This is a genomic window from Acidovorax sp. SUPP2539, assembly GCF_030158975.1.
Lineage (GTDB): Bacteria > Pseudomonadota > Gammaproteobacteria > Burkholderiales > Burkholderiaceae_C > Paracidovorax.
Genome location: NZ_BQXJ01000001.1, coordinates 1004369 through 1015680, shown reverse-complemented (window position 1 = coordinate 1015680; position 11312 = coordinate 1004369). Strand labels below are relative to the sequence as shown.

The 11312-nt window shown below is 68.9% G+C and carries 11 protein-coding genes; 8 read left to right on the top strand and 3 right to left on the bottom strand.

Annotated features, from left to right (window positions below; translation table 11 throughout):
• Positions 1 to 66: 66 nt before the first annotated feature.
• Together AVTE2539_RS04595 and AVTE2539_RS04590 are read right to left on the bottom strand one after the other, a co-directional pair.
• Positions 67 to 699, bottom strand: coding sequence for a LysE family translocator (locus AVTE2539_RS04595; protein ID WP_284408517.1), 633 nt, complete (start codon positions 697 to 699; stop codon positions 67 to 69).
• A 136-nt stretch (positions 700 to 835) separates the two neighbouring features.
• A complete protein-coding gene (locus tag AVTE2539_RS04590) occupies positions 836 to 1477 on the bottom strand; it encodes an ABC transporter ATP-binding protein (protein ID WP_284408516.1) in 642 nt (213 codons plus the stop codon).
• A 148-nt stretch (positions 1478 to 1625) separates the two neighbouring features.
• Between AVTE2539_RS04590 and AVTE2539_RS04585 the strand changes: the two genes are divergently transcribed.
• The 3 genes from AVTE2539_RS04585 to AVTE2539_RS04575 all read left to right on the top strand — a co-directional run bounded on the left by AVTE2539_RS04585 (position 1626) and on the right by AVTE2539_RS04575 (position 3535).
• The gene (locus AVTE2539_RS04585) at positions 1626 to 1994 is read left to right on the top strand and encodes a hypothetical protein (protein ID WP_284408515.1); all 369 of its coding nucleotides are present in this window, start codon (positions 1626 to 1628) and stop codon (positions 1992 to 1994) included.
• Between the two features lie 258 nt (positions 1995 to 2252).
• Entirely contained in the window at positions 2253 to 2834 is a 582-nt protein-coding gene (locus tag AVTE2539_RS04580) for a DUF8616 domain-containing protein (protein ID WP_284408514.1), read from the top strand.
• Between the two features lie 53 nt (positions 2835 to 2887).
• The gene (locus AVTE2539_RS04575; RefSeq protein WP_284408513.1) at positions 2888 to 3535 is read left to right on the top strand and encodes a hypothetical protein; all 648 of its coding nucleotides are present in this window, start codon (positions 2888 to 2890) and stop codon (positions 3533 to 3535) included.
• 22 nt (positions 3536 to 3557) lie between these two features.
• Here AVTE2539_RS04575 and AVTE2539_RS04570 read toward each other — a convergent pair whose 3' ends face one another.
• Positions 3558 to 4319, bottom strand: a complete 762-nt coding sequence (locus AVTE2539_RS04570; protein ID WP_284408512.1) for a TOBE domain-containing protein — start codon at positions 4317 to 4319, stop codon at positions 3558 to 3560.
• Between the two features lie 82 nt (positions 4320 to 4401).
• On the opposite strand from AVTE2539_RS04570, the gene modA reads away from it, so the two are divergent.
• The 5 genes from modA (at position 4402) to AVTE2539_RS04545 (ending at position 11310) form a co-directional block, all read left to right on the top strand.
• Positions 4402 to 5166: a molybdate ABC transporter substrate-binding protein gene (gene modA / locus AVTE2539_RS04565; RefSeq protein WP_284408511.1), complete on the top strand. Its 765-nt coding sequence runs from the start codon at positions 4402 to 4404 to the stop codon at positions 5164 to 5166.
• A 45-nt stretch (positions 5167 to 5211) separates the two neighbouring features.
• Positions 5212 to 5898: a molybdate ABC transporter permease subunit gene (modB, locus tag AVTE2539_RS04560; protein WP_284408510.1), complete on the top strand. Its 687-nt coding sequence runs from the start codon at positions 5212 to 5214 to the stop codon at positions 5896 to 5898.
• Positions 5895 to 7013: a molybdenum ABC transporter ATP-binding protein gene (modC, locus tag AVTE2539_RS04555; protein WP_284408509.1), complete on the top strand. Its 1119-nt coding sequence runs from the start codon at positions 5895 to 5897 to the stop codon at positions 7011 to 7013. Before modB ends, modC begins: the two co-directional genes overlap by 4 nt.
• A 225-nt stretch (positions 7014 to 7238) precedes the next feature.
• Positions 7239 to 9164 (top strand): 1,4-alpha-glucan branching protein GlgB, encoded by a 1926-nt coding sequence (glgB, locus tag AVTE2539_RS04550; RefSeq protein ID WP_284409422.1) that lies wholly within the window; start codon positions 7239 to 7241, stop codon positions 9162 to 9164.
• A complete protein-coding gene (locus AVTE2539_RS04545) occupies positions 9151 to 11310 on the top strand; it encodes an alpha-1,4-glucan--maltose-1-phosphate maltosyltransferase (RefSeq protein ID WP_284408508.1) in 2160 nt (719 codons plus the stop codon). Before glgB ends, AVTE2539_RS04545 begins: the two co-directional genes overlap by 14 nt.
• Positions 11311 to 11312: the final 2 nt, after the last annotated feature.

The following is an 11312-nucleotide window of genomic DNA, read 5'->3' as shown; positions in this document are numbered from 1 at the left end:
GAATGCCACGAATGCCGAGGCGAAGCGACCCGGCAGCAAGCGCCGCCGGCCCGCCGAATCCAAAGGTCAACGGTTGGCCGCGAGCAGCAGCCCGCCGGCGCCCATGAAGAATCCGCCCGTCGCCTTGTTCAGCCGCACCACGCCGCGCTGCGAGCGGATCACCCGGCGGATCTGCCGCCCGCCCGTGGCGTACACGGCGGTGGAGACGAACTCGGCCATCAGGTACACCGAGCCCAGCACCAGGAACTGGTGCGCCGCAGGCTGGGCGGGGTCGATGAACTGGGGAAACACCGCGGCGAACAGGATGATCGCCTTGGGATTGGTGATGCCCAGCAGGAACTCCTGCAGGATCAGCGAGCGGATCGGCACCGCGGCCGCCGAGGGCGTGGCCTCGCGGCCCTCCACCAGTTCCAGCCCGCCGAACTCCCGGCTGCGCCAGGCCTTCCAGCCCAGCCAGAACAGGTAACACGCCCCCACCCATTTCACGACCGTGAAGGCCGCCTCGGAGGCCAGCAGCATCGCGCCCAGGCCCACGGCGGACACCGTCAAAAAGATGGCGAACGCCGCCGCACGCCCGATGGTGGCCACCAGCGCCGTGCCCACACCGGCCCGGATGCCGTTGTTCAGGCCGCAGAAATTGTTGGGGCCGGGCGTGAGCGCGATCGCCACGGCCACGGGTGCGAAAAGAAGGGCGTCCATACCAGGCTCCTGAATGGCAACGGAAGGGAAAGAAACAAGCAGGAAAAGTGCGCAGAAGGATCGCAGTGTAGGCCGGGAAGGCCCCGGCTGCGAGCCCGCGCCGCGGCGGGCGGTGCACGGGCGTTGCCGGGCCCCCTCAGGGCAAATCGATGACCGCGTTCCACGGCACGCCCGCGAGCGCATCGTAATGCGCCACCAGCACGATGCCCGGCCCGGCCTGCGCCGCCCGCTGCGCCAGCACCTGCTGCAGGTACTGCACCGAGGGACGGTCCAGGCCGGCCACCGGCTCGTCCACCAGCACCAGCGGCGCCCCGCACGCGAAAGCGGCCGCCAGCAGCGCCTTGCGCCGCGTGCCGGTGGACAACTGCTCCATGGCCTTGGGCAGGTGGCTTTCCAGCCCGAACCCCGCCACGTGCGCCTGCAGCGCCGAAGCGTCCCATGCCGGATGGCGGCTGGCCAGCGCACCGAACCATGCCGCCGGGCTGGTGCCATCGAGCGCCGTCGCGCGCGGGTCGGCCCAGAACACCTCGCCCGACTCCTTCGCGGCCCGGTCGCTGCACGCTCGCGCGTTCCGCCAGACGGTGCCGCCCTGGGGTTGCAGTTCCCCGGCCAGCAGGCGCAGCAGCGTGGTCTTGCCGGAGCCCTCGTCGCCCCGCACCAGCGTCGCGCCCGGCGCGGCATGGGCGGTGAAGCCATCGAATACGGCCGGGCCCTGCGCATGGGCAAAGCGCAGGCCGTCGCACAGCAAGGTGGCAGAGGGTGTCGTCGAGTCGGGCATGGCGGGGTTCACAGGAGCGAAGGGTGATCGAGGGAGCCGCCCACATCCGTGGGCGCTGCACATTCTGTGGCAAAGCGCGGCTGAACCTGCCCGAAAATGCCCCCTGCCGCGCCACCCCCGGCGCGTTCCTTCCAAAAACCTGAAACCCATGACCCTGCGCTACCTGGAATTCGACTACAGCGAGGACGACGAAGGCACCGGCACCTGGGATGCCATGGCCAGCGTGACCGAAGAGCACCTGCCGGCCCTGCACGCGGAGATCGCACAGGTGCTGGGCTGGGCCCACGCCACCTTCCCGAACCAGAACGGCGCCATCGAGGACGGCGCCGCCTGGGACTACGACCTGCAGGCCGTGCGGGAGGTCTCCACCGTGCAGTCCCTGGTTTTCGACGAGGCCACCCGGCGCCTCGTGTCCAGTGCCGGCACGCCCGCGGCACCGCGGCATACGGTGACGCTCTCGATCAGCGGTAACGCGGCGTTCTGCGAGGAATTCCGACCGCGCTTCGGAGGCGAGTGAGCACCCGATGAAGCCGTGAGCGCGGGCCAGCGATCCCCGACCGTCATCCCCATTGCGCATGCCGCTATCATCCCGCGGCCTGCGAAGACGGGCAGAAAAAAAGGGAGGTGAATCGTGAGCGTGGCATTCAAAGACCCGTGCGGTTCGCCATGTCACGGCATCACGAATCGAATTTCAATGGCATGGAAACAATGGCTGCGGAGCGAGCCCGCAGAACCCGTGGTCAACGGGCGAATGCAATATGGACCAGGAAAGGGAATGATCAAACAGGTCTTCGAAGGCCTCGATGCTTCGCAAAAGAGGGTCCGAAAAATCGCGACCATCGACCCGATCAGGAAGAAGATCATCCTGATCCAGCCCGGGGATAAGGTGCTCTATCAATCCGGACTCAGGGAAAAGGGTGTTGCGGGTTATGTGTATGTATTTGCCCATGCCACAGCAAAAAGCATTCAGGGAATGATCCATGGCATGGAAGTGGCCGACACGATCCGGCGCAGCGGCCTCTGGCACGGAGAGCCGGTTTTGATCGACGCATGCAATGCGGGAGCCACGTCCGATGGCATCGCAAGTGAATTGGCCCAAGTGTTGCGAACGCATGTCACGGCGCCCACGACAACCACCTGGAATTACCCGCTGGGCGGTTCTGCGGTGGGGCAAGGGGCCTTCGAGAAGCTCCCGGGCGTATTGGCGATGCTCCCCATTCCCGACCTGTTGCGTCCAGGCGTGTGGCGAACCTGGGGGCCCGATGGACAACCCATTGCAACGGCCCCGACCTCTCCGCGCGATACCGGCGATCTGCTGAAAGGGGCCTTGATGCAGAAAATGGGGAAGCGCCGATGATTCGCCGGTGGAAAAAATGGGGGGCAGGCACCCGAATCGCTCTGGTCCTTTCCTTGCTGGTCGGCGCCTGGACCGCGTGGTGGTGGATCGATAGCGCCGTCACCTGCGACCAGCAGGATGAATACTCGTATCACGGCTTTTGCCTGATGGAGTTGCAACGCCGCGCCGAAAGCGGCGACAACCCTGCGCAGTGGGCTTACGGCAATTACCTGGCAGGCATTCCGCCCTTCGACCAAGCCTACGATTGGCATCTGAAAGCCATGCACGGCGCGCGCATCGGCCTGGAGTTGCGTCGCAGCATGGACGCCTACTGCGACAAGGTTCCCGGCTTCGACGCGCGCACGGTGGAGTCCGTCATGCAGCGCGTGGTCCGCACCAGTCCCGATGCCCATTTGCGGCTGTTCCAGTTGTATCTTTCCCCGCCCCCCTGCAGCGCGTTCAGCCTGGATCAAGCCAGCGCACAGATCCCCTTGCTCACCCAATGCGCCCACCTCACCCTGGCCGAATACTTCCGGGCCGTGGAGCGGGAGCGCTACACCCTTTCGGCGGCAACGCGGGCGGCCATCCGGGGCAACCTGGATCGCTGCGAAAACGAACTCGCCCACCCCCCGCCGGAAGCCCCCACGGTGCGTGAGTTCATGCCATTGCAGCCGAATGACATCGAGGCGCTTCGGCGCAGCTTGGACAAGACCGCTCCGTGACCTGGGCCTAGTCGAAATTCGGTCACCCCGTGACGGCCAGCACCACGGCCGACTCGTCCACCGACATCGCCACGCGAGCACGGACCCGCAGGCCGCTCGACGGGGGCGCGAACCCCACCATGTGCACCCCGGCATCGAGCGTGGCCGAAACCTCGTCGCCTGCCGGCCCGCGCGACACGCGCGATGCCCTGGCCGGCCAGGCGTTGTCGGCAGCCGATGCCGGCGAACCGGCCTGAACGCGCACGGCCGCGGCCTTGCACAGCGCAAGCACCGGCAGGCCCGGACGCAGCGCCAGCAGCTCGGCGCTTTCTCGCGTGATGCGCGCGTGCAGCGCCAGGCCGGGCGCCGCCTCGCCATGCAAGTGCACACGCACCAAGGGCCCCAGGAGCTCCAGCGCCCGCACGGTGCAGGGCCACTGGTTGCGCAGGCTGGTGCGCAATGCCAGCCGGGCCAGTGCCGGCGCGCCGCCCGGGCCGGGCGCCAGCCGCGCAAGCACTTCGCGGCGGGCCTCCTCCAGCGCATCGGCCGCATTCAGCAATTCGTGCCCCGCCGGGGTCAGCTGCGCGCCGCCACCGCCGGTGCCGCCCACGGCGCGCGCCACCAGGGGCACGCCCGCCAGGTTGGTGAGCGCATCCACTGCCTGCCAGGCCGCCTTGTAGCTCACGCCCACAGCGCGCGCGGCCTGCGAGATCGATCCGCCCACGCCGATCTGGCGCAGGATGTCGATGCGCCGGTCCGCCATGCCCTGGCCCAGCGCATCGGAGAGGGAAAGCCGCTTTGTCATGGGCGCATCATGCCGCGCTGTCCAGGGCTGCCCGGAAAACCCGTCGCTATACTCGACCGCTATTCACCCAAGGAATAGCGCCATGCGATTTGCCTCCCCCCTTATCCGACTGCTGGCCGCTGCCGGCATGGCCCTGGCGGGCCTGGCTTCGGCCCATGCCGGAGAGGTGCCCGTCGCCGTCGCGGCCAATTTCACGGCGCCGATGCAGAAGATCGCCGCGGCGTTCGAGCAGGCCACCGGCCACAAGGCCGTGCTGTCGTTCGGCGCCACCGGCAAGTTCTATGCGCAGATCAAGAACGGCGCACCGTTCCAGGTGCTTCTGTCCGCCGACGACACCACGCCCGCGCGGCTGGAGCAGGAGGGCCAGGCCGTGCAGGGATCGCGCTTCACCTATGCCGTGGGACGGCTGGTGCTGTGGAGCCCGCGCGAGGGCTACGTGGACGACCAGGGCCAGGTGCTCAAGACGGGCGATTTCACCTATCTGGCGGTCGCCAACCCCAAGCTCGCGCCCTATGGCCTGGCGGCCGTGCAGACGCTGGAAAAGCTCGGCCTGGGCGAGCGCCTTCAGCCGCGCTTCGTGACGGGCGAGAACATTGCGCAGACCTACCAGTTCGTGGCCACGGGCAATGCGCAGCTGGGCTTCGTGGCGCTGTCGCAGGTCATGGAAGGCGGCAGGATCGCCAAGGGCTCGGCCTGGCAGGTGCCGGAGGCGCTGCACGACCCCATCCGGCAGGATGCCGTTCTGCTGGCCACGGGCAAGGACCAGCCTGCCGCCATTGCCCTGATGAAATTCCTGCGCAGCGACGCGGCGCGCGAGGTGATCCGGGCCTACGGCTACGGGCTCTGAGCCCCCGCACGCCCTCGCCAGAGCCGCCGGACCGACACGCTGCCGATGCCCTTTTCTGCGCAGGACCTCGTGGCCATCGGCCTCACGCTGCGGCTGGCCGCGCTCACCACGCTCACGCTGCTGGTGCTGTGCACGCCACTGGCCTGGTGGCTGGCGCACACGCCGTCGCGCTGGCGCGGCCCGGTCTCGGCGGTGGTGGCGCTGCCGCTGGTGCTGCCCCCCACGGTGATCGGTTTCTACCTGCTGCTCACCCTGGGGCCCAACGGCCCGGTGGGCCGCGCGATGCAGTCGATGGGTCTGGCCACCCTGCCCTTCACCTTCGCCGGTCTGCTGGTGGGATCGGTCGTGTACTCGCTGCCGTTCGCGGTGCAGCCGCTGCAGCGGGCATTCGAGGCGGTGGGCGCGCGGCCGATGGAAGCCGCCGCCACGCTGGGCGCGGGCCCGTGGGACCGCTTCTTCACCGTGGGGATGCCGCTCGCGCGGTCGGGCTTTCTCACGGCGGGGGTGCTGAGCTTCGCGCACACGGTGGGAGAGTTCGGCGTGGTGCTCATGCTCGGCGGCAACATTCCCGGCGTGACGCGCGTGGTGTCGGTGCAGATCTACGACCACGTGGAGGCCATGGAATACCTGCAGGCCCACTGGCTGGCGGGGAGCATGGTGGTGTTCTCGTTCGTGGTGCTGCTGTCGCTGCACTGGCTGCAGCCCGCACGGCCCGGCAGGGGCGCGGCATGACGGCCGGTGCGGGACGGTTGCCCTCCACGGGCGAAGGCACCATCGAGGCCCGCCTGCGGCTGCAGCGCCCGGGCGGCTTCGCGCTGGACGTGGACCTGTCCCTTCCCGGCCGGGGCGTCACGGCGCTCTACGGTCCCTCGGGCTGCGGCAAGACGACCTGCCTGCGGGCCCTGGCGGGCCTGGAGCGGGCCCAGGGGCGCGTGGCCGTTCATGGGCAGGTGTGGCAGGACGACGCACAGCGCCTGTGGCTCCCGACGCACCAGCGGGCGCTGGGCTATGTGTTCCAGGAATCGAGCCTTTTCGCGCACCTGGACGTGCGCCGCAACCTCGAGTACGGCCTGCGGCGCACACCCCTGTCGCGCAGGAAGGTGTCGCTGGAGCAGGCCGTCGAACTGCTCGGGCTGCAACCCCTGCTGGCCCGCCAGCCAAGCACCCTGTCGGGGGGCGAGCGCCAGCGGGTGGCGATGGCCCGGGCCCTGGCCGCCAGCCCCCGCGTGCTCCTGATGGACGAGCCCCTGGCCGCGCTGGACGCCCAGCGCAAGGCCGAAGTGCTGCCCTATCTGGAGCGCCTGCAGCGCGAACTGGACATTCCCGTGCTGTACGTGAGCCATGCGCAGGATGAAGTGGCCCGGCTGGCGCAGCATCTGGTGCTGCTCCATGGTGGCTGCGTGGTGGCGAGCGGCCCCGCGCAGGCGCTCCTGGCGCGGCTGGACCTGCCCCTCGCCCAGGGCGACACGGCGGCCACCGTGGCCGAGGGCACCGTGTCCGGCCACGACGCGGCGGACCAGCTCATGGACGTTCGCCTGCCCGGGGGCGGCGCATTGCTGGTGGCCACCGCCCATCCCCACCCGCCGGGCACGGCCGTGCGCTTTCGGGTGCAGGCGCGCGATGTGACGCTGGCGCTGGCCGCGCCGGTGCACAGCAGCGTCCTGAACGTGCTGCCGGCGCGGGTGGTGGCGCTGCGCGAGGACGGGCCGGGGCTGGCCATGGTGGCGCTCGATGCCCAGGGCACGCCCCTGCTCGCCCGCGTCACCCAGCGCTCGGCACGCACCCTGGGGCTGGCCCCGGGCCTGCCGGTTTTCGCGCAGATCAAGGGCGTCGCGCTGCTCGTTTGACCCCCGCCGCGCAGGGGCAGCACGGCCGCTGCACGCCGGGGGAAGGCACTATCGGGCCATGCGTTCCCAATGCCTGCCGAATAGGCGCTGTCCTACAAACCCAAGCGCCACTCCCGCGCAGCGACGACCCCGCGGTACGTGCCCCAATGGGTTTTGTGAACCGGTTGCGCTGGCGCGCCCTGCGCCGCGGAGCGCCCACTCCCCCAAGGATCCAAGCCCGTGCCTTTGCCCCACACCGCCCTGCTGACCGCCCACGACGCCTATCTCCTTCGCGAAGGAACGCATTCACGCCTCTACCAGGCCATGGGCTGCCACCTGCGCAGCGAGGGCGGCGGTGCGGACTTTTCCGTCTGGGCACCCAACGCCGCATCGGTCTCGGTCATCGGCGACTGGAACGGCTGGAACCCCGATGCGGATGCGCTCCACGCCCGGTCCGATGGCAGCGGCATCTGGGAGGGAGCCTCCCCCCACGCCGCGCACGGCCAAGCCTACAAATACCGCATCGTGTCGCACAACGGGGGCCGCGTGCTCGAAAAGGCCGACCCCTTCGCCGTGTGTGCGGAGCTGCCACCGAACACCGCATCGCGCATCTGGTCGCTCGACTACGAATGGGGCGACAGCGACTGGATGGCATCGCGCGGGCCGCGCAACGCGCTGGATGCGCCGATGTCCATCTACGAGATGCACCCCGGTTCCTGGCGCCGCAGGAACGGCCAGTTCATGAACTACCGCGAACTGGCCCATGAACTGGCGGACTACGTGACGTCCCTGGGCTTCACGCACGTGGAGCTGATGCCCATCACCGAACACCCGTTCTACGGCTCCTGGGGTTACCAGACCACCGGCTACTTCGCCCCCACCTCGCGCTACGGCACCCCGCAGGACTTCATGTACTTCGTGGACCACCTGCACCAGCGCGGCATCGGCGTGCTGCTGGACTGGGTGCCCTCCCACTTTCCGGTGGACGCCCACGGGCTGGCGGAGTTCGACGGCACCCACCTGTACGAGCATTCGGACCCGCGCCAGGGTTTCCACCCCGAGTGGAGTTCGGCCATCTTCAACTACGGCCGGCACGAGGTGCGCAGCTTCCTCATCTCCTCCGGCCTGTTCTGGCTCGACAAGTACCACCTGGACGGGCTGCGCGTGGATGCGGTCGCGTCCATGCTCTATCTGGACTACGCCCGCAAGGACGGCGAGTGGATACCCAACCGCCACGGCGGCCGCGAGAACCTGGAAGCCATCGAATTCATGCGGCTGCTGAACCGCGCGGTCTACCGCGACCACCCGGACACGGTCAGCATCGCGGAGGAATCCACCGCCTGGCCGATGGTCTCGCGGCCCGTGGAGATGAACGGCCTGGGCTTCGGCATGAAGTGGAACATGGGCTGGATGCACGACACGCTGGCCTACCTGAAGGAAGACCCGGTCAACCGTCGCTACCATCACCACAAGCTCACGTTCTCGCTGGTGTATGCCTTCAACGAGAACTTCGTGCTGCCGCTCTCGCACGACGAAGTGGTGTACGGCAAGGGCTCGCTGATCAACAAGATGCCCGGCGACGAGTGGCAGCAGTTCGCCAACCTGCGCGCGCTGTTCGGCCTGATGTGGTCGCACCCGGGCAAGAAGCTGCTCTTCATGGGCGGCGAGTTCGGCCAGCGCCGCGAGTGGACACATGAAGGCGAACTCGAATGGTGGGTGTGCGACAGCCCGTTGCACGGCGGCGTGCAGCGCCTGATCCGCGAACTCAACCGCGTCTATCGCAGCGAGCCCGCTCTGCATGAAGTGGACTTTTCGGCAGAGGGTTTTCAATGGGTGGAGGCCGACGACGCCGGGCAGAGCGTGATCGCTTTCCTGCGCAAGCCCAGCCATCGGGCGGCGCAGGAAGGCGGCGCCGGTCCGGTGCTGGTGGTCTGCAACCTCACGCCCGTGCCGCGCACCAACTACCTGGTGGGCGTGCCGTCCTCCGGCTACTGGCAGGAGTTGCTCAACAGCGATGCGCGCGAGTTCGGCGGCGCCGGCTGGGGCAACCTGGGCGGCGTGGAGGCTGCGCCTGTGCGGTCGCACCAGTGGGAACAATCGCTGTGCCTCACGCTACCGCCGCTCTCCACCCTCATCTTCCGACAGGAGCCTGCGCGCCATGCCAAAGCCTGACACCCTGCCCTCTTCTTTCCGTCCTGCGGCCAATGCCTCTCCGGCGTCGCCAGCAAGCCCGTACACCCTGGTGACCCCGGTTGGCGGCGCAGACGGCCGAGTGCGCGCCGTGGTCGAAGCCGTGCTCCCCTGCGTGGACGGCGGTCGCTTTGCCGCCAAGCGCGTGGCCGGCGAACCGACCCGCATCACCGCGCACTGTTTCACCGACGGGCACGACGTCTTGCGCGTGGCGCTGCAGTGGTGGCGCGACCGGGATGGCAACGCCACCACAGCCCCCGCAGACGCCGCCGAAGTGGCCATGGAGGCCAGCGGCAACGACGAATGGGTGGCCGACTTCACCCCGCCCGAGCCGGGCCTGTACCGCTACACCGTGTCCGCCTGGGTGGACCCGTTCGAATCCTGGCGCCGGGAACTCGAACGCCGCGTCGATCCGCAGGACATCCGCGTCGCCGCGCGCGTGGGCGCGACGGAAGCCCTGGCGGCGGCCCAGCGTGCCAGCGCCGCCCGCGACCGCAGCGACCTGAGCGATTGGGCCCAGGCCCTGGAACGCGGCGCCCAGGCCGAGGGCGATGCAGAAATGCTCAAGGCCCTGGCGTTGGACGAAGCCGCCGCCGCGGCGATGCGCCGCCACCCTGATCGCCGCCTCGAGGTACGCTACCCCGACGCCCTGCCGCTGCGGGCCGACCGCGAGCGGGCCCGTTACAGCACCTGGTACGAGCTGTTCCCCCGCTCCGCCGCACCCACCGCGGGCGTGCACGGCACGTTCCGTGACGTCGAGGCGCGCCTGGCCGATATCGCGGCCATGGGCTTCGACGTACTGTATTTCCCACCCATCCATCCCATCGGGCGGGAGCAGCGCAAGGGCAAGAACAATGCCCTGGCCGCGGGGCCCGACGATGTGGGCAGCCCCTGGGCCATCGGCGCGAAGGAGGGTGGGCACAAGGCCATCCTGCCCGAACTGGGCACCGTGCAGGACTTTCGCCGGCTGGTCGTGGCCGCCAAGGAGCAGGGCCTGGAAGTAGCCCTCGACATCGCCTTTCAGTGCGCTCCGGACCACCCCTACGTGAAGGAACACCCCGACTGGTTCCGCTGGCGCCCGGACGGCACGGTGCAGTACGCCGAGAACCCGCCCAAGAAGTACCAGGACATCTATCCCTTCAACTTCGAATGCGACGACTGGCGCGGCCTGTGGAGCGAACTCAAGAGCGTGTTCGAGCACTGGATCGGCGAGGGCGTGCGCATCTTCCGGGTGGACAACCCGCACACCAAGGCCTTTCCGTTCTGGGAATGGGTGATCGCCGAGATCCAGCGCGACCACCCGGACACGATCTTCCTGGCCGAAGCCTTCACGCGGCCCAAGGTGATGCACGGGCTGGCCAAGCGGGGCTTCACCCAGTCGTACACCTACTTCACGTGGCGCAACACCAAGCACGAGCTGACGGAGTACTTCACCGAGCTGTCCACCGGACCGGGCCGCGAGTATTTCCGGCCCAACGCCTGGCCCAATACGCCGGACATCCTGCACGAGCACCTGCAGGGCGGCGAGCCGGCCGTCTTCATGGCACGGCTGGTGCTGGCCGCCACGCTGGCCGCCAACTACGGCATCTACGGTCCGGCCTACGAGCTGCTGGACCACCTGCCGCGCGGGCCGGGCAGCGAGGAATACCTCGACTCCGAAAAGTATCAGCTGCGCCACTGGGACCTGGAGCGCCCCGGCAACCTGCGCGCCTTCATCACCCGCGTGAACCAGATCCGGCGCGAGAACCCGGCCCTGCATGCGGACCACAGGCTGCGCTTCCTGCATGTGGACAACGACCAGTTGCTGGCTTACATGAAGCACTCCCCCGACGGCCAGAACATCGTGGTCACCGTGGTCAACCTGGACCCGCACCACCCGCAGTCGGGCTGGCTGCGGCTGTCGGCGGCGGACATCGCAGCCACCGACCCCTCCACGTCCGACATGCCGGCCTCGCAGCCCGCACCCCTGCCCACCGACTGGCAGATGCACGACCTGCTGAGCCAGCAGCGATTCGTCTGGCAGGGCGATGCGCACTACGTGCTGCTGGACCCGCACCGCTCGCCCGCCCACGTGTTCGTGGTGCGCCGGCGCATCGGCCGCCACGACGACTTCGACCATTTTGAATAAAA

Coding starts and splice junctions, on each gene's coding strand:
- AVTE2539_RS04570 (WP_284408512.1), bottom strand. CDS start 4,319: ATGACAAAGCGGCTTTCCCTCTCCGATGCGCTGGGCCAGGGCATGGCG.
- AVTE2539_RS04595 (WP_284408517.1), bottom strand. CDS start 699: ATGGACGCCCTTCTTTTCGCACCCGTGGCCGTGGCGATCGCGCTCACG.
- AVTE2539_RS04545 (WP_284408508.1), top strand. CDS start 9,151: ATGCCAAAGCCTGACACCCTGCCCTCTTCTTTCCGTCCTGCGGCCAAT.
- modA (WP_284408511.1), top strand. CDS start 4,402: ATGCGATTTGCCTCCCCCCTTATCCGACTGCTGGCCGCTGCCGGCATG.
- AVTE2539_RS04585 (WP_284408515.1), top strand. CDS start 1,626: ATGACCCTGCGCTACCTGGAATTCGACTACAGCGAGGACGACGAAGGC.
- AVTE2539_RS04580 (WP_284408514.1), top strand. CDS start 2,253: ATGATCAAACAGGTCTTCGAAGGCCTCGATGCTTCGCAAAAGAGGGTC.
- modB (WP_284408510.1), top strand. CDS start 5,212: ATGCCCTTTTCTGCGCAGGACCTCGTGGCCATCGGCCTCACGCTGCGG.
- modC (WP_284408509.1), top strand. CDS start 5,895: ATGACGGCCGGTGCGGGACGGTTGCCCTCCACGGGCGAAGGCACCATC.
- AVTE2539_RS04590 (WP_284408516.1), bottom strand. CDS start 1,477: ATGCCCGACTCGACGACACCCTCTGCCACCTTGCTGTGCGACGGCCTG.